At 34.1% G+C, this 16747-nt stretch carries 18 protein-coding genes; 11 read left to right on the top strand and 7 right to left on the bottom strand.

The genetic code is table 11. The annotated features are described in order from the left end of the window. Positions 1-158 precede the first annotated feature (158 nt). From CBP76_RS05325 to CBP76_RS05340, 4 genes are read left to right on the top strand one after another with little or no spacing between them, the layout of a single operon-like run. Positions 159-1244 carry an ABC transporter ATP-binding protein gene (locus tag CBP76_RS05325; RefSeq protein WP_102195906.1) on the top strand — a complete coding sequence of 362 codons (1086 nt, stop codon included), beginning with the start codon at positions 159-161 and terminating at the stop codon, positions 1242-1244. Beyond that, a complete protein-coding gene (locus tag CBP76_RS05330; RefSeq protein ID WP_102195907.1) occupies positions 1237-2178 on the top strand; it encodes a carbohydrate ABC transporter permease in 942 nt (313 codons plus the stop codon). The genes CBP76_RS05325 and CBP76_RS05330 overlap by 8 nt, the downstream gene beginning before the upstream one ends. Then, entirely contained in the window at positions 2178-3008 is an 831-nt protein-coding gene (locus CBP76_RS05335) for a carbohydrate ABC transporter permease (RefSeq protein ID WP_102195908.1), read from the top strand. The genes CBP76_RS05330 and CBP76_RS05335 overlap by 1 nt, the downstream gene beginning before the upstream one ends. Beyond that, a complete protein-coding gene (locus CBP76_RS05340) occupies positions 3008-4360 on the top strand; it encodes an ABC transporter substrate-binding protein (RefSeq protein WP_102195909.1) in 1353 nt (450 codons plus the stop codon). Before CBP76_RS05335 ends, CBP76_RS05340 begins: the two co-directional genes overlap by 1 nt. A gap of 16 nt (positions 4361-4376) precedes the next feature. On the opposite strand, the gene CBP76_RS05345 is transcribed toward CBP76_RS05340, so the two are convergent. Then, positions 4377-5303 carry a DMT family transporter gene (locus tag CBP76_RS05345; protein WP_102195910.1) on the bottom strand — a complete coding sequence of 309 codons (927 nt, stop codon included), beginning with the start codon at positions 5301-5303 and terminating at the stop codon, positions 4377-4379. A 115-nt stretch (positions 5304-5418) separates the two neighbouring features. Here CBP76_RS05345 and CBP76_RS05350 point away from each other — a divergent pair, with 115 nt between their 5' ends. Both CBP76_RS05350 and CBP76_RS05355 read left to right on the top strand, forming a co-directional pair. Next, on the top strand, positions 5419-6315 hold the full coding sequence (locus tag CBP76_RS05350) for an ABC transporter ATP-binding protein (RefSeq protein WP_102195911.1): 897 nt from the start codon (positions 5419-5421) through the stop codon (positions 6313-6315). After that, entirely contained in the window at positions 6308-7531 is a 1224-nt protein-coding gene (locus CBP76_RS05355; RefSeq protein ID WP_102195912.1) for an ABC transporter permease, read from the top strand. Before CBP76_RS05350 ends, CBP76_RS05355 begins: the two co-directional genes overlap by 8 nt. A 69-nt stretch (positions 7532-7600) precedes the next feature. On the opposite strand, the gene CBP76_RS05360 is transcribed toward CBP76_RS05355, so the two are convergent. Further along, complete coding sequence (locus tag CBP76_RS05360; RefSeq protein ID WP_102195913.1) at positions 7601-8320, bottom strand: MIP/aquaporin family protein; 720 nt, start codon at positions 8318-8320, stop codon at positions 7601-7603. Positions 8321-8661: 341 nt separating this feature from the next. Here CBP76_RS05360 and CBP76_RS05365 point away from each other — a divergent pair, with 341 nt between their 5' ends. Then, the gene (locus CBP76_RS05365; RefSeq protein ID WP_102195914.1) at positions 8662-9606 is read left to right on the top strand and encodes a D-2-hydroxyacid dehydrogenase; all 945 of its coding nucleotides are present in this window, start codon (positions 8662-8664) and stop codon (positions 9604-9606) included. 86 nt (positions 9607-9692) lie between these two features. Continuing rightward, positions 9693-10100 (top strand): hypothetical protein, encoded by a 408-nt coding sequence (locus CBP76_RS05370; protein ID WP_102195915.1) that lies wholly within the window; start codon positions 9693-9695, stop codon positions 10098-10100. 100 nt (positions 10101-10200) lie between these two features. On the opposite strand, the gene CBP76_RS05375 is transcribed toward CBP76_RS05370, so the two are convergent. After that, a complete protein-coding gene (locus CBP76_RS05375; RefSeq protein WP_166667194.1) occupies positions 10201-10800 on the bottom strand; it encodes a TetR/AcrR family transcriptional regulator in 600 nt (199 codons plus the stop codon). A gap of 151 nt (positions 10801-10951) precedes the next feature. Here CBP76_RS05375 and CBP76_RS05380 point away from each other — a divergent pair, with 151 nt between their 5' ends. Continuing rightward, entirely contained in the window at positions 10952-12265 is a 1314-nt protein-coding gene (locus CBP76_RS05380) for an FAD-dependent oxidoreductase (RefSeq protein WP_102195917.1), read from the top strand. Here the strand turns inward: CBP76_RS05380 and CBP76_RS05385 are convergent. From CBP76_RS05385 to proB, 4 genes are all read right to left on the bottom strand, one after another. Further along, positions 12262-12738 carry a GNAT family N-acetyltransferase gene (locus CBP76_RS05385; RefSeq protein WP_102195918.1) on the bottom strand — a complete coding sequence of 159 codons (477 nt, stop codon included), beginning with the start codon at positions 12736-12738 and terminating at the stop codon, positions 12262-12264. The two genes, CBP76_RS05380 and CBP76_RS05385, sit on opposite strands and share 4 nt — an antisense overlap. Beyond that, positions 12719-13966 carry a glutamate-5-semialdehyde dehydrogenase gene (locus CBP76_RS05390; protein WP_102195919.1) on the bottom strand — a complete coding sequence of 416 codons (1248 nt, stop codon included), beginning with the start codon at positions 13964-13966 and terminating at the stop codon, positions 12719-12721. The genes CBP76_RS05385 and CBP76_RS05390 overlap by 20 nt, the downstream gene beginning before the upstream one ends. Positions 13967-14143: 177 nt before the next feature. Continuing rightward, positions 14144-14566 carry a MarR family winged helix-turn-helix transcriptional regulator gene (locus CBP76_RS05395; protein ID WP_102195920.1) on the bottom strand — a complete coding sequence of 141 codons (423 nt, stop codon included), beginning with the start codon at positions 14564-14566 and terminating at the stop codon, positions 14144-14146. Between the two features lie 21 nt (positions 14567-14587). After that, on the bottom strand, positions 14588-15400 hold the full coding sequence (proB, locus tag CBP76_RS05400; RefSeq protein WP_102195921.1) for a glutamate 5-kinase: 813 nt from the start codon (positions 15398-15400) through the stop codon (positions 14588-14590). Between the two features lie 89 nt (positions 15401-15489). On the opposite strand from proB, the gene CBP76_RS05405 reads away from it, so the two are divergent. Beyond that, entirely contained in the window at positions 15490-15771 is a 282-nt protein-coding gene (locus CBP76_RS05405; RefSeq protein ID WP_102195922.1) for a LysR family transcriptional regulator, read from the top strand. A gap of 664 nt (positions 15772-16435) precedes the next feature. Further along, positions 16436-16711 carry a hypothetical protein gene (locus CBP76_RS05410; RefSeq protein ID WP_102195923.1) on the top strand — a complete coding sequence of 92 codons (276 nt, stop codon included), beginning with the start codon at positions 16436-16438 and terminating at the stop codon, positions 16709-16711. Positions 16712-16747: the final 36 nt, after the last annotated feature.

Raw genomic sequence — 16747 nt, forward strand, 5'->3', positions numbered from 1 at the left:
TACGAGTCAATATGGCTTCTTTTGTATATTAATGATTTCAAACGAAAATAATCATTTGTTTAGAATTAGTTCTTTTACAGTAAATTTACATGAAATAGATTATATATATACATTCATTTTGCATACTGTAACCAACGACTTATTTGGAGGTTTGAGCAATGTCAACAGTGTTAAAGAATGTATGTAAGCAATATGATTCGGAAAAAATGGTTTTGAATGATGTTTCTGCAGAAATTCAAACAGGGGAATTCTTTGTAATAGTTGGCCCATCTGGCTGTGGTAAAAGTACTTTATTACGAATGATTGCTGGTTTAACGCAGATCAGTGATGGTGAAATCAGTGTTGATGATAAAGTGATCAATGATTTAGCGCCTAAGGATCGTAATTTAACCATGGTTTTTCAAAGTTATGCTTTGTTTCCATTTTTGAATGTTTGGGACAACGTTGCCTTTGGCCTAAAAGCTAGAAAAAAGACTTCGCAAGCTGACATTGAAAATAGGGTCAATGAAGCCTTGAGAATGGTCAACTTGGAAGAATTAAAAGATAGAAAACCTCGTGAACTATCCGGTGGTCAAAGGCAACGTGTGGCTCTTGCTCGTGCGGTTGCTAGTGATGCCAAGATCTGTTTAATGGATGAACCCCTATCTAATTTAGATGCTCAATTAAGAATTAAAATGCGTCAAGAAATTTATGCTTTACAACGTAAGTTAGGAATTACATTAATTTATGTTACGCATGACCAAGTAGAGGCTATGACAATGGCAGATCATATCATGGTTTTAAATGACTCAAGAGTCCAACAAGTTGGTACACCAACTGATATTTATAAGCATCCAGCTAATGAGTTTGTAGCTAGTTTCTTTGGAGTGCCACCGATTAATATTTTACCTGCTGTGAAAACATCTAATGGAGTTATTAATGTAAATGGTGATTTTGAGATTACAATTGATCAACCAGTTCCAGTTGATAATTTTACAGTGGGAATCAGACCCACCGAATTAATTATAGAAAAAACTGATGAATTATCAGCCAATGCATCAATTAAGACGATTGAATATTTAGGCGATGAAAAAATTATTTATGCCAAAATGAGTAATAACAATGTTGAAATTGCTGTAATTGTTACTAGTGATGCTGATTTTAAGGCTTATGACACAATCAATGTTTCAGCCACTAATAATATTTTGCTGTTTAACAGTGATGGTGTAAATATCACAAAAGCGGAGGATCTGATCAATGCTTAAAACTTCAACGACAGATGTCATTTCCAAAGAGAAAATTAAAATAAAAGAACGTCGTGGTTTTCGTTTGAATGCTAAAGATAAGTATTTTGCATCAATTTTCTTAGGACCATCACTGTTGCTTTTGGGAATTTTTGTTTTTTATCCAATGTTTAAGACACTTTATATAAGTTTATTTTTAACTAACACTTTGGGTAAGACTACGGTATATGTCGGATTAGACAATTATATTAAATTAATAACATCTCCTGATTTTGTTTCTAGTATGTGGGTAACCTTCTTTTATGTAATAGCAGTAACAATTATTACGATTGCAATGGGATTATTATTGGCTAATTTAGCTAGTCAAAAACTACCAGGAATAGGGATCTTTAGGACATTATATTCTGTTACCATGGGAGTTTCGGTTGCAGTAGCGGCAATCTTTTGGCTATTTATTTTTAATCCTTCAACTGGATTTTTTGCTCTTTTGAGTGGTTGGCTAAATTTGCCAGTAGTTAATTGGCTAACAAGTCCAACAAATGCTATGTGGGCAGTTATCATTACAACAGTCTGGATGCATTTAGGATTTACTTTCCTGATTTTACTAGGTGCGATTGAATCGGTTCCCGGTACCCTTTATGAAGCTGCTGATGTTGAGGGGGCTTCATCAAGATTTCAATTCTTCAATATTACGATCCCAATGATTTCCCCAACACTTTTCTTTGTATCAACTATTACTATTATCGATGCTTTTAAGAGTTTTGGATTGATCGATCTTATTACCAAAGGTGGGCCAACTAATGCTACGAATATGCTAGTTTATCGAATTTATAAGGATGCCTTTTATAGTGGTAATTATGCCAAATCAAGTGCAGAAGCAATTATCTTAACGGTTATCATTGCTTTCTTCACTTTATTACAGTTCAAATTCTTAGAGAAGAAGGTAAATTACTAATGACAGATTTTGATGAAAGTGTAGCTCTAAAGAAAGCCTTCAATTATCTTTTATTAATTGCTTTAGCTGTTATTATTCTGGCACCGTTTTTCATTGGTATTTGGACTAGTTTATTACCAACAATGGATATTGCTAAAGGAAATCTTTTTAGTACGCATCTTTCTTTCGATAACTATGTAGCAGCATTTACTAAAACGCCCATTTTAAGATACTTGCTTAATACATTGGTTATTTCGACGATCACGATGGTTGCACAATTACTATTTTGTTCCATGAGTGCCTATGCGTTTGTTTTTTTGAAGTTTAGATTTAGAAAGATAATTTTTACTTTATTTTTGGTTACAATGATGCTTCCGTTTGAAGCCGAAATTATCCCTAATTTTGCAACAGTTAAACAAATGGGATTGCTTGATAATTATGCGGTTTTGATTATCCCGTTCTTAACATCAGCCTTTGGGACCTTTATGCTTCGTCAATCTTTCATGCAGACACCAGTTGAATTAAAAGAAGCAGCTGATATTGAAGGACTAAATCATTTCCAATTTTATTGGAATATTGTATTACCGTATAACAAAATAAGCATGATAACCCTTGGGGCTTATAGTTTCTTAGGTTCATGGAATCAATATTTATGGCCTATGTTGACAACTTTTAGTAATAATTCACGGGTTATTCAAAATGGTTTGAAACAATTACAATCAGAAGAAACATTTAATGATTGGGGAATGATTCAGGCTAGTGCGGCTATTATTGTTATTCCAACTATTATAGTTTTATTTATCGGTCAACATTATTTCAAGTCAGGCATGAATGAGGGGGCTGTTAAATAATGACAAAATATAAGAAATTAGTTTTACCACTGATTTTAGTTTTAGGAGTCTTATTAGTAGCGGTCTTTGGAAAATCGCTTTCTGCCAAATCAGCAACTAAGGATAATCGTACACAGATTGTTTTTTGGCATGAAATGGGCGGTCCTTCAGAAGATGCTTTGGAACAAGTTGTTGATGGTTTTAATAAGTCACAAAATAAGTACAAAGTTGTTCCTAAATACCAAGGTACTTATGATGAAGCAATTCAAAAGATTCTTCAAACACATAACACAAACACTTCTCCAGCGGTGTTTCAGGCATTTGATATTGCTACGGCTCAAATGATACATAGTGGTTATACGACTCCAGTGCAAGATTTTATTGATGAAGATAATTATGATGTCAATAAAGTTTTGCCAGTAGCTAGAGCCTTTTATTCAAATAACGGCAAACAGCAAGCGATGCCTTTTAATACTTCACAACCAGTGCTGTATTATAATGCCAGTCTTTTGAAGAAATATAATATTACTCCACCACCAGTATCACCAACTTACAGCGACATCACACGTGTAGCTAAAGAACTTTATGAAAAATCTGGTCACAAGACAAAAGGAATGACGGTCCAAGTCTATGGATGGTTTATGGAACAAGCCTTAGCAAATGCTGGAACTCAAATGGCTAACAAAAATGATGGACACACGGGTAACCCCACTAAGGTCAAAATCAATAATCCAGATACTGTAGAATTTTTAAATTGGATCAGAGAAAATATCAAGTCAGGGGACTTCATAGACTATGGTTCTGGTGCGAATGCTGGTGCCAATCAAACAGCAGGTTTCTTGTCTGATAAGGTCGGCATTTTTATTCAATCCTCAGCAAGTATTGGTCAATTGACTAAGGATAATAAAAATGATCTAGGAATTACATATTTTCCACATCCCGATAACAAAAAAGCCAATGGAGTATCAATTGGTGGTGCCGCGCTTTGGATCTCAAATGATAAACCCAAGAATATTCAACGCGGAGCATTTGAATTTATTAAATATACATTGAAACCAGAGGTTCAAGCTCAATGGCAAAAATCAACTGGTTACTTAGCACTTAATAAGGATTCTCAAAAAACAAAAATTCTAAAAGATTTATATGCTAAAAATCCTGAGTCAAAAGTTCCTGCAGACCAATTGGCTAAAGCTAAGCCTAATTATTCTAATTCAGGTGTTTTGATGGAAGGGATGCAATTAACTCGTCAATTAGAAGAAGTCGCTATGGAAACTGTTTATAATGGTGGCGATATTGATCAAGCACTTAATACTGCTGATAATAATATTAACGAAAATCTTACACAATTGAATAAAGCTAATGGTTATAAGTAAAGAAAAAATCATTCCTCTAATTAGAAGAATGATTTTTTTGATATCTTTTTAAAGTAAATAAATTAGGTGGAAGTGCCTGTAAGAAAGTAATACCTAAAATCAATAAAGCTCCAGCAATTTCAGCTGGACTGACTTTGGTATTTAAAATAGTGACAGCTAAAAAAGTTGCGGTCAAAGGTTCAAAAGCACTCAACATTCCGGTGGTCGCTGGTGTTAGATAATTGAGACTTTGTAAATAAAATAAATATGAGAACATCGTTCCACCTGTAACAATAAAAATAATACAGATCCAAGCGATACCAGTTAAATGTGGTACTTGAGTCAGATGAGCGAATGGTGCGAAGACGATGCCACCTAAAAGCATTGACCAACCGGTAACGATTCGAGCATCGAATTTACTTAATAGCTCGCGTGGTAAAAGGGTATATGAGGCTTGACTGATCCCTGCACCAACGCCCCAAAGAATGGCAGCCGGAGAAAGCATTAATTGATTTAAATGCCCATGAGTAACTAATAAAAAAGTACCAAGAATTGCTAAGAAAATTGAGATTATGTCGATTCTCCTAGGCATTTGTAATTTTCTTAATGACAAATAAACAATTATAAACAATGGACCTAAGAATTGTAAGACCGTGGCAGTCGGTGCGTTACCATATTTGATAGCCATAAAATAGGTAAACTGTGCTGGTAGCATTCCTAATAATCCAAAAGCCAGCAATTGAATAATGTAGCGAGGCTTTTTTAAAATGGAAAATAATTCCTTTGAATCTACAAAGTAACACCAAATAACAAGCATTAAACCGGCAAAAATCAATCGAATACCAACAATCCACTGAGTGGGAATATTTTCTTGTGTAAAAAGATATTGTGCAATGCTGCCTGAGAATCCCCATAGAACAGGCCCTGCAATTGCGTAAAAGAATCCCTTTTGTTTGTCAGTCATGAAGTCCCCCTAAAACTCGTGTTAAATCCCATGCTAACACAAATTATTAATTTACCAATATGTCTAAGCAAAAAAATTACTATCATGTATAATCTGTTTTATAGGAGGTTGTGCCATGCTTACAATTCAGAATGTCAGTAAAAATTTCGGAGATTTGAAAGCATTAGAAGATATTTCTTTTGATGTCAGAGATGGTCAAATTTTAGGGTTAATCGGACAAAATGGTGCTGGGAAGTCTACTACTTTTCACAGTATTCTTAATTTCCTAAGCTATCAGGGGAAAATAACATGGAATGATCAGCCGATTACAGAGTCAATTTTTGATGAGATCGGTTATCTACCAGAAGAACGAAGTTTGATGCCCAAATTAACAATTGAGCAACAAATAATTTATTTGGCTCGTTTAAAGAATAAATCAGCTAAAGAAATTCGACCTCAAATTGATATGTGGTTACAAAAATTTGCGGTTAAAGGAACGAAAAAGGATAAAATTAAAGATCTGTCTAAAGGGAATCAACAAAAGGTTCAATTAATTTGTACTTTAATCCATAATCCAAAACTAATTATCTTGGATGAACCATTTAGTGGATTAGATCCAGTCAATTCAGATTTATTAAAGCAAGCAATCTTGAGTGCTAAAGAACAAGGTGCCGCTATCATTTTTTCTAGTCATGATATGGCAAATGTAGAGGAGATTTGTGACAAATTAGTTATGCTTCGTAATGGTCAGATTGTTTTGCATGGTACAGTTCGGGAGGTTCGCCAGTCGTTTGGCAAGACTAGAATTACTGTGACAACAGATTGGAATCAAGAACAATTAGAAAAACTTTCAGGTGTTCAAAAGGTTGAGAAACTAGAAGAAAAAAGATTTTTACTTAGCTTAAGTGATGAGACCTTAGGGAAAAATATTTTTGATGAACTGACACATGGTCAATATATTGAAGAATTTAATCAGCAGCCACCAACTTTAAATGAAATCTTCCGTTTGAAAGCAGGTGAACATAATGAATAAATTATGGATCGTAACCTTTGAGACTTTTCTTAGACAGATAAAATCATGGAGCTTCGTGATGTTGATTCTAGGACCATTCTTGATGTTTGGTATCACTATTGGTGCAGGTTATCTTGGCGCTAATGGCGGACAAAATACTAATAAGATTGCAATTGTTGGTGGACAACCAGAATTACGTAAGAGTTTTATTAAGGATGATAAAAATGATATTGATAAATCAGTGACAGATTTTAAAACAGCTAAAGAGAAAATGGATAAGAATGATTTGGCCGGTTATTTAAAATTGGATATAAAAAATGGCAAGCTTTCTGGACATTATTATGGAACAGAATCTCTAAATTCAGGAATCAAAGCTAGAATTAATAATTATTTGATGCAATCGCAACAACAGTTAAATATTACTCGGGCCCAATTGACTACTGGACAAATACAAGCATTGCAACAGCAACCTATCTTGAAGCAATCAATTCAAAAGAAAACTGGTACGGCTAATTTAGCTAAAATAATCTCTTATTGGATCACGGTAATAATGGTATATATGATTCTTAATACTTATACTAGTATCACTGCTCAAGAAATTGCCTCCGAAAAAGGTACGAAGATTATGGAAATAATTTTCTCAAGTACAACAGCCTTGAAATATTTCTTTGGTAAAATCTTTGGAGTTTTACTAGTAATCTTGACTCAGATTCTGATCTATTTAATTGGTGGATGGGGTGGATATATTTTTGTCCAAAGTTCCTCGTTAACAAGGAGTTATGTCCTTCAGTATCAATCGCTGATTAATTCAGTGTTGAAGAATTTTTTGAGTATTAATCTGGTTTACTTATTATTAGGGGTAGTTATTTATACTATCCTAGCTGCCTTTACTGGAGCATTAGTCGCCAAGGTAGAGGATGCTTCAAAGGCGGCTCAGCCTGTAATTATGTTAAACTTAGCCGCATTTTTTATCACATTCCCATTTCAAAATAATTTGAATTCGATTGTGGTTAAGGTACTTTCTTATGTTCCGTTCTTCTCATCTTATTTCATGCCATTAAGAATTATTAATGATAATGCCAGTGGTTTAGAAATTGGAATATCATTAATGATTTTGTTGATCAGTATAGTTTTACTGGCTACTTATATTGGTAAGATTTATCAAGGTTTGATGTTACAGACTGATGATTCTAGTTTCTGGAAGAGATTCCGACGTGGACTTTCGTATAATAAATAGTAATTGAATAAAATACCCCTAGTAATCATATTTTGATTACTAGGGGTATTTGTTTAAATAATTGAAATATTAAAAGAATAATCCATAAAGTTTAACGGCACAGACAGCGCCAAGAATAGGTGCAAGAACTGGAACCCAACTATATTTCCATTGAGAAGATCCCTTGGGATTTAAAGGCAATAAAGCATGCAAGATACGAGGACCAAGGTCACGGGCAGGGTTTAAAGCAGGACCAGTAGGACCACCAAATGAAACAACCAAACACATAACTAAGAATCCTAGTCCGATAAAGTCGGCACGTGGATCAATATGATCTGATGTAAGTGCAACAGCTCCGAATACTAAAATGAATGTACCAATAAATTCGTTAATAAATCCGTTTAAACGACTATTTTCATTGTCAATTGTTGAGAAAGTACCTAAGATACTCTCAACATTTTCAGTTTTGTTATAGTAAGGCTTGTAAGCAGCCACAATCATCATTTGGCCAAAGATAGCACCTAAGAATTGAGCTATGATATATGGTCCAACCTCAGCCCATGGAAATTCTCCATTGAAAGCGAGTGCTAAGGTCATAGCTGGATTGATCTGGCCTCCAGAGATAGGCCCAAACATCATGGCTGGTACCATAACACCAATACCGTAACCGAATCCGATTAGAATCCACCCACCGTGGAAACCCTTTGTTCCTTTTAATTCAACGTTGGCAACTGAACCATTACCGAGGGCAACCATGATAGCTGTTCCGATAAATTCAGCGATACAACGTGCTAATAACGTATAATGCATAATTAATACTACCCCTAAATTTAATTGATTTGGTTCATCATGATTTACACTATCAAGCAAAACACGAATATTAAAATTCACTCGAAAATGGGTTAAATCATATAAATTCGTAATAATTTGTCTTTTGTGAGTGAATATTTTTCAAATTTCACATAAAAAAATTGCTCCACCAATAAGGAGCAATTTCCTTTAACATAAATAGCAAAATAAATCAAACGATGAGCATCGAATAATATTGTATCATACATTACGAATATTTTTTTATATTTTCAGAAAAATAAACTAGAATTTGCTATATAGTAGTAATATAAAATTTAATTATTTTAAAACGAGGTAGGAAAATGAAGGTTCTTAGTTTAGTTAATTTAACAAAGAAACAAACGGAGAAAATCCAATCAATTTCTGGAGTTGATCTAAAAGTAGTGTCACCCAAAAAGGTTACTCCTGCTGATCTTGAAGATGTTGAGGTTCTTTACGACTGGTCTAATACACTTAAGGATTCCGTTTTAAAAAGTAACACTTTAAATTGGATTCAAGTTGTTCGTGCAGGTGTTGATGCTTTGCCATTACCACAATTAGCTGATAAAGGTGTTATTTTGACTAATGGTTCAGGAGCTAATGCCATTAATATTGCAGAACAAACATTAGCATATATGTTAATGTTTGTTCGTCGGATGAATTTAACAGCTAGACATCAAGATGCTCGTGAATGGAAACAAGATGATGGCTATGATGAGGTTTACAATAAAACAGTTATGATCGTTGGAGTTGGACATATTGGCACATTGATTGCTAAATATGCAAAAGCTTTAGGCATGAAAACAATTGGTGTTAGAAGAAGTGACAAACCTGCTGAATATATTGATGAAATGATTCCTATGACTGAACTAAAGAATCGTATTGGCGAGGTTCATTTTGTTGTTAATTCTTTGCCAGATACACCAGCAACTATTGGGATGTTCAACCAAGATTTATTTGCCACTATGTCCAAGAAGGCATATTACATCAATATTGGCCGTGGTAAAACAACTGATATTGATGATTTGATCTCAGCCTTAGAAAATGACGAGATTGCTGGAGCTGGTTTAGATGTAACGACTCCTGAACCATTACCAAGTACCAGTCCACTATGGGATATGCAGAACGTTATCATCACACCACATGATGCTGGTGCCAGTGTTCATTACGAAGAAAGAGCTTTCGACATTTTTAAAGAAAACTTGAAGTCTTATGTGGAGAATGGTGAAGTAGTAGTAAACGAAGTTAATTATTCAACTGGTTATTAATTATTGTGTACGTTTTCAAGTCGAAAGATTGTTGAGAAATCCTAGAGATGTATTAAAATTAAGCTAGATACGTGAAAGGAAAAATAATGTCATCTGGTGATTGTTTTATAGGGTTTATGCTTGTTTTCTTATTTTGGTTATTATTATTGCTTTTGGAAATAATTTTAAATATGAGAAATACAATTGTAGAATTATCTTTCTTTTCTGATGAAAAACTAAACACTTTAGATAAAGATTTGAATAAAAGGTTTGGAGTTCGATTCCAGGGTCCATTCGAATTATTGGAATTTTTATTAGTTGGTTATATTGTCTATGCATTGTTGACAGATTTAAGATTTCAAGGTGTTCAATTGAATGCAGCTTCACTGAATCAAGTGATGTTTTTCTTTGTGATTATTTTGGCAGTGATGATTGGCGATATGCTTTTGATTGCTAAGGACTTACATATTTATAAATTTATCAAAAATTATGCAACATTATCTCGAAAGAATTAAAGCGTGCAGTAAGTACGCCGGTTTTACGAATAACTAAAAAAGTCGGTTTAGTAACTATTTGATAGTTACTGGACCGACTTTTTTGATATTATCTCAATATTTATTTTTGTGATGCAACAATTGCCGGAAGAACTATCTCGTTGATAAGTTCGAGTAACTGTGCGTCATCTAGGTTGTGGTTCTCAATAACATAGCTATACCTGATTAAATGAAATAAGGAAAGTCTGACTTGTTGAGAAGGCATAAATTTTATTTCTTTATTATCAATTGCCATTTGTAGGGCGGCATCGATGATTTGTAAGTTTCCTGTATTAATCTCATCAAATAACTTATGTATTTTTTGAGGTTGCTCAATCATCTCTGAAAGCATCATTTTGTTGAATTCGGTTAAAACAATATTAAAACCTGTGGTTAAACTTTTACCAATGATAAATAGATTTTCTTGTAGATTTTTACCATTCAGATTAGTATTTGCAATTTGACCGGAGTCTTTCATTTGATTATGAATCATTTCAAAGACCAAATCAAAAGGGGTATCCCAGTAACGATAGATCACAGAACGACTAGTTTGTGCAGCTTTAGCAATTTTAGAAAAAGTTAAATTAGTGTAACCTTCTTTTTTTAACAGGTTATAAGCTGCCTGATAAATATCGTTTTGTAATTGGTCGCCACGACGGCGATTTTTCTTATTTTCAACCATAATAATCCTCCTAAAAGTCATTATACGATAATGTGTACTTTAAATAAATAAGATACTTTGAGTATCTTATTGACGGACGGGAGAACGGGATGTAATATAACTTTTGAAAGTAAATAAGATACATTGTGTACTTAATAAGGAGAGATAAAATATGAAAATTGTTGTTTTAGGAGCTTCACATGGTGGATTTGAAACGGTTGAAGAGCTATTAGCAACCTATGATGATTTAGAAATTAAATGGTTTGAAAAAAATGATTTGGCAGCAGTTATTGGTTGGGATAAGGAAACGACAATTCATAAAATAAAAGAGCTAGAAGATAGACAAGTTGAGATTTTTAATAAAACAGAGGTTATTAAAGTCAATGCTAAAGAACACAAAGTTGAAGCTGTTGATAGAAATGGAAATAAAATTAGTGAGTCTTATGATAAATTGATTTTAAGTCCTGGAGCAAAACCTAATATGTTACCTGTTTCTGGAAATGATTTAAAGAATATTCAAACTTTGGGCGGTCGCGAGGATATGGATATGATTAGAGAGAAGGCCCAAGATCCTACAATTGAGAACGTGGTTGTTGTGGGTGCAGGTTATATCGGTGTTGGTGCTGTTCAAATCTTGGGGATGGCTCATAAGAACATTACATTGATTGATGTATCTGAATTACCATTAAGTACATATTTGGATAGTGAATTTACTCATAAAATTATGTCTGAGTTTGTTGATAAAGGTGTTCATTTAGCGATGCATAATTTTGTGCAAAATTTTGTTGGAAATGATCAAAATGAAGTAACGAGTGTTGTGACAGATAAAGCAGAATATCCAGCTGATTTGGTTGTTGTTGCTGCTGGTTCACATCCTAATACTGAGTGGTTGAATGGTGTTGTGGATATGACTGAACGTGGCTTGATTAAGACTGATAAATATTTACATACTAGTAATCCAGATATTTTTGCTATAGGTGATGTGACTGAGGTATTTTATAACCCTGGTCAAAATGATATGAATATTTCTTTAGCAAGTAATGCCCGTTTGCAAGCAAGTTATGTTGTTCGTAATTTGAAAGACGATTGTTATTCAATTAATGGTGTACAAGGTACATCTGCTTGGATGGCTTTTGATTATAAATTTGCTGCTACTGGATTGAATGAAACAACTGCCAAAAGATTAGATGTAGCAATTGATTCAGCATTTATTGAAGTCGATGTACCGAGAGATCATACTCAGATCAGTCATATTCTATTTAAGGTTGTATTTGATCCTAAAACTAGAGCAATATTAGGCGCACAGATTATGTCAAAGGATAACCTAAATGATAATATCAATGCTATATCAATAGCCATTCAAGCTAAGCTCACGATTGATCAATTAGCTTATGGTGATTTCTTCTTCGAACCAGGGTTAAAGTCTCAAAGAAGTATCTTTAATTTAGTCGGTTTGAAAGCAATTGAAAAAGGAACTTCCAATTAAGGAAGTTCCTTTTTCAATCTAATCATGTCTCTTAAGATTAAATTGTTTTCGATAATGGGTTCATCATAATTATCCACAAAGAAATCACGATCAATGTTCACAACTCGGAATCCACATTTTTGGTATAAATAGAGTTGTGCAAAACTAGTGCTACCAGTCCCAATTTCTATTGTATGATAATGCTTTTCGGTAGCCCAATTTATAGCAAAAAGGAGCATTTTTTCGCCTAAACCGTGATTTTGATGGGATTCATCTACAGCAATGTTCACAATTTCTATTGTTTCTGGTCGTGTATTGATCAAAGCGAGGACACCCAATAAATCTTTTCCACTTGTTAATTCAAATTTGTGGGCACGGCCGAGATAACTGTTAATAACTTTTTTGGATGGATCAGCGTTTAAGAACAATTTATAATGATCTCTTGTAACTGTCGAGATTGGATGAATTATTAAGTTACTTTCTGATTTGTCCATCGCCTTGCACCAGGTATTTTGTTGTAGTTAATTCGTTGGCTCCCATAGGTCCTCGGGCATGCAATTTTTGAGTACTGATACCTATCTCAGCACCAAATCCAAATTGCTGACCATCAGTAAAGCGAGTAGAGGCATTAGTGTAAACAACGGCAGCATCAATTTGTTTCATAAATTGACGGCTAGCAGAGTAATTTTCGGTAATGATCGATTCACTATGTTTAGTGTTGTACTTGTTGATGTGTTTGATAGCATCGTCAATTGAATCAACGATTTTAATGGCGATAATATAATCATCATATTCCGTACCCCAATCTTCCTGTGTTGCAGGAACAATATCGGGCTCAATTGCTTTAGCTAATGTATCGCCACGAACTTCAACATTGTTAGCTCTTAGTGCATTGTAGAGGTCAGGCAAAAATTGATTGGCTACATCACGGTGAATGATGACTTTTTCGGCAGCATTGCAAACGGAGGGACGCTGAACCTTAGCATTGATAATAATTTTGAGTGCTTTTTCTAAATCGGCGTCTTTATCAACATAAATATGACAGTTTCCGGCTCCGGTTTCAATGATGGGAACTTTGGCCTGATTGACAACCATTTTAATGAATTTTCCACTTCCACGTGGAATTAAAACATCAATGTAATCAGTCAATTCCATCATCTTCTGGGCCGTTTCATGGCTAATGTCATCAATCAATTGCACAGCATTGGGATCAATATTTGAATCTGTTAATGCCGAACGTAAGGTCTCTGAAAGAATAATGTTAGAATTGATAGCTTCTTTACCACCACGTAAGATAACAGCATTACCAGCTTTGAAACAAAGTCCTGCGGCATCAACAGTTACGTTGGGACGAGCTTCGTAAATCATGCCAATAACTCCGAGAGGAACACGTTCTTGAGTAATATCTAAACCAGTGACAGTTTCCCAACCACGTTCGACTTTACCAATAGGATCGGGTAGATCCATAACTTGACGCAAACCATCGGCCATATCGTTAATGCGGTCAGGCGTTAATAAGAGTCGATCAATCATTGCTTCTTTAATACCATTTTTCTTAGCATTCGCGATATCTTCTTTATTAGCTTCGATAATTTTTTGAGTATTGATAACTAAAGCATTAGCCATATTCAAAAGGGCAGTATTTTTTTGTTTAGTACCTAATTGTCCTAATTTAAAGGCAGCGTTTTGAGCATCTTGGCCCATTTTTTCGAGATCAATCATATTATTCACTCCTAAAATGCTTCTAATTATCTATAGTATACACAAAAAAATAGTGGACGGCTGTATCCACTATTTTTAACGTCTAAGTAATTTGTTTTTTATTTATCGTTGATAAATATGTTGCCGTCAACGTAATATTAATCTATCACCATTTTATGTTGCCGTCAACATAAAATGCTATTTATTTAAATTATCAGTTATATGATCGATCATTTCGATGAATAATCTTTGTTCTTCAGAACTTAATCCACCTGTAGCAGTGTGTTCGGATGAAACCCAAATATCTTCTACTTTTTGAGCCAGTTCACGTCCATGGGTGGTTAAACTTACTAAAGTTACACGTTTATCTTTAGTGGACTTTTCTGTTGTAACGAGATTGCTTTTCACCATTCGGCTAACTGACTTGGCAATTGTAGAGTGATCAACACAAAGTTCAACGACTAATTTATTTTGGGAGACTTGCCCATGTTTTAATAATGCCAATAAAATCATATCTTGACCAGGATAGAGTCCTAGTGGTCGCATTTTTTTGGTGACTTGATTTTTATAACTTGTTATAAGGTTAATAATGGCGTTTTCGATTGGAAATTGTGAATTCATTATTTGCCTCCTAAGGAGTGATTATTCACGGTTCTTAGAAAATAGAGTTCCCACAGGGTCGCCCGATAAAATATTAAAAATAATATCAGGATTCTTTCCATTAGTTAAGACCATTTGTTGATTATGTTTGAGAATTCTTTCAGCAGCTTTTAACTTGGTAGTCATTCCACCAGTTCCAAATTTGGTACCATGACCTCCAGCTGCCGCAATAATAGTGGGACTAATTGAATCAATGGTTGAAACCAACTTAGCATCTGGGACTTTGAGAGGATTTGCATTGTAGAAACCATCAATGTCAGATAGCATAATTAAAAGATCAGCGTCAACTAAGTTAGTAACAATCGCCGAGAGCTGATCATTGTCGCCAAACTTGGTGTGATGATCCAATTCGGAAACAGTTACCGAATCATTTTCGTTAACAATTGGAATTGCATTGTCCATTGATAATAATTCTTGAAAACTATTCATAACATTAGTATGACTTTCCGGATAATCGATTATATCACGAGTTATCAAAATTTGGGCAACTGACATACCATATTCGTGAAATGCCTCATTATAGATCTGCATAAGTTCCGCTTGTCCAACGGCAGCAACAGCCTGTTGCTTTGAAATTTTGATAGGACGTTTATCAATTCCTAAAACACCCATGCCAACACCGATGGCTCCAGAGGAGACCAAAACGACATCTTTACCTTCTTTTTTCAAAATGCTCAAGGCGTGGGCAAGTTTTTTGATAACGTCGAGATTAATTTTGCTATTTTGACGAATTAATGTGCTGGTACCAACTTTTACAACGATACGATCAGCATAAATGGAACGCTTGTTTTGCATATTTTCTTCCTCATAAGTTAAAAACTAGTAATTATTTTCCAATACTATTACGATAGAACAATAGGAAGAATAAGAAAAGGGTGTATTTCATGTATAAAGTATTAATCGTACTCCATGATGGCGACGACTACATTAGAATGAACAAAGTTTATATCGAAAGTATGCCAGTAGCTGGCCAATATATTATTCATTCAGACGGATTGGCTTATTATGTTGAAGAGGTAACGACTTTTGTTGGTTATGTTAGTAGTAAAGGAGCTATCGCTATTGTGGTCGTTCATCCAGCTGAAAAAGACGCTGAGGTTAATAAGTTGTATGGCGTAGATATTGCCAGAGATTTGGATGATCCCGAATATAATAAGAATGAATAAGAACATGAATTGGCTTAGAAACTTATAACATTTTTGTTTAAACATGATAAATAAACTAATTCAAATCTGGTAAATATTATTTAGAAGATGTGGTATGTAAAACTACTCAAAAGCAGATATGATATTGAGTGATAAGATAGCTGGCGGACAGGACAATTGTTTTGTCCGTTTTGTAACTAAAGCAAAAAAAATAAAGGCCTACCACTAGCCTTTACCTTTGCGAGAAATTACAAATCAGAGCCTACCACTAACCCTGATTCCTAAGCAGTTGAGAAGGAGTACTACTTTTTTCAAAAGGATAACAATAAAAATATTGTTAGGTTAATACATCTCGCCTATATAACCAAATTAATTATAAAACGTATATAAAAACATTTCTACAAATAAGGAAAAATATTTTGATAAAAATAGCAATATATTAAAAAAACAATGCCTATTGATACATTATCTTGGCGAGTTTTCAGATAGACGTGACATGTGTAGACTAACGTGGGATACTCATATTACTGAAACAATGCTAATAATATATAATAATTTCAATTAACTATAATTATTTTATATAAAGTTGAGGGCATATTAAGAAACCTATGAGTCATAATAGCATTAATGAATGAGAAAATTATTATATGGGTAGAAGATTTGCCAATAGAAGGGTGGTAACATTTTGAAGCAAGTGAAAATTTCCAACGCTGAACGAGATAATTTTATCCGATCTGTTGAGGAGTCAGTTGGATCCTTCAATTTGGGTTCTGAACGGTCGTTGATCAATTTGGTATTTAAGCATTTAGAGTTATTGGAATATAATGATAATTTAGAATCTGAATTAGCTAATTTCAGACGTGAATTGCTTGAGTTTGATGTTGATACAGGTCATCGTCATAGCCGTGATGTCGAGGAGTTATTGTTCAAAATTAAAAATCGTAATTTGCCGTATATTTAATGTAGGAATATATTTTATTCCTGCATTTTTTTTGTT

This window comes from Companilactobacillus nuruki, assembly GCF_002872255.1.
Taxonomy (GTDB): Bacteria; Bacillota; Bacilli; order Lactobacillales; family Lactobacillaceae; genus Companilactobacillus; species Companilactobacillus nuruki.

What these genes read in the sequence shown, in the direction of transcription:
- CBP76_RS05325 (WP_102195906.1), top strand. Translation starts at nt 159, where the DNA reads ATGTCAACAGTGTTAAAGAATGTATGTAAGCAATATGATTCGGAAAAA.
- CBP76_RS05330 (WP_102195907.1), top strand. Translation starts at nt 1,237, where the DNA reads ATGCTTAAAACTTCAACGACAGATGTCATTTCCAAAGAGAAAATTAAA.
- CBP76_RS05335 (WP_102195908.1), top strand. Translation starts at nt 2,178, where the DNA reads ATGACAGATTTTGATGAAAGTGTAGCTCTAAAGAAAGCCTTCAATTAT.
- CBP76_RS05340 (WP_102195909.1), top strand. Translation starts at nt 3,008, where the DNA reads ATGACAAAATATAAGAAATTAGTTTTACCACTGATTTTAGTTTTAGGA.
- CBP76_RS05345 (WP_102195910.1), bottom strand. Translation starts at nt 5,303, where the DNA reads ATGACTGACAAACAAAAGGGATTCTTTTACGCAATTGCAGGGCCTGTT.
- CBP76_RS05350 (WP_102195911.1), top strand. Translation starts at nt 5,419, where the DNA reads ATGCTTACAATTCAGAATGTCAGTAAAAATTTCGGAGATTTGAAAGCA.
- CBP76_RS05355 (WP_102195912.1), top strand. Translation starts at nt 6,308, where the DNA reads ATGAATAAATTATGGATCGTAACCTTTGAGACTTTTCTTAGACAGATA.
- CBP76_RS05360 (WP_102195913.1), bottom strand. Translation starts at nt 8,320, where the DNA reads ATGCATTATACGTTATTAGCACGTTGTATCGCTGAATTTATCGGAACA.
- CBP76_RS05365 (WP_102195914.1), top strand. Translation starts at nt 8,662, where the DNA reads ATGAAGGTTCTTAGTTTAGTTAATTTAACAAAGAAACAAACGGAGAAA.
- CBP76_RS05370 (WP_102195915.1), top strand. Translation starts at nt 9,693, where the DNA reads ATGTCATCTGGTGATTGTTTTATAGGGTTTATGCTTGTTTTCTTATTT.
- CBP76_RS05375 (WP_166667194.1), bottom strand. Translation starts at nt 10,800, where the DNA reads ATGGTTGAAAATAAGAAAAATCGCCGTCGTGGCGACCAATTACAAAAC.
- CBP76_RS05380 (WP_102195917.1), top strand. Translation starts at nt 10,952, where the DNA reads ATGAAAATTGTTGTTTTAGGAGCTTCACATGGTGGATTTGAAACGGTT.
- CBP76_RS05385 (WP_102195918.1), bottom strand. Translation starts at nt 12,738, where the DNA reads ATGGACAAATCAGAAAGTAACTTAATAATTCATCCAATCTCGACAGTT.
- CBP76_RS05390 (WP_102195919.1), bottom strand. Translation starts at nt 13,966, where the DNA reads ATGATTGATCTCGAAAAAATGGGCCAAGATGCTCAAAACGCTGCCTTT.
- CBP76_RS05395 (WP_102195920.1), bottom strand. Translation starts at nt 14,566, where the DNA reads ATGAATTCACAATTTCCAATCGAAAACGCCATTATTAACCTTATAACA.
- proB (WP_102195921.1), bottom strand. Translation starts at nt 15,400, where the DNA reads ATGCAAAACAAGCGTTCCATTTATGCTGATCGTATCGTTGTAAAAGTT.
- CBP76_RS05405 (WP_102195922.1), top strand. Translation starts at nt 15,490, where the DNA reads ATGTATAAAGTATTAATCGTACTCCATGATGGCGACGACTACATTAGA.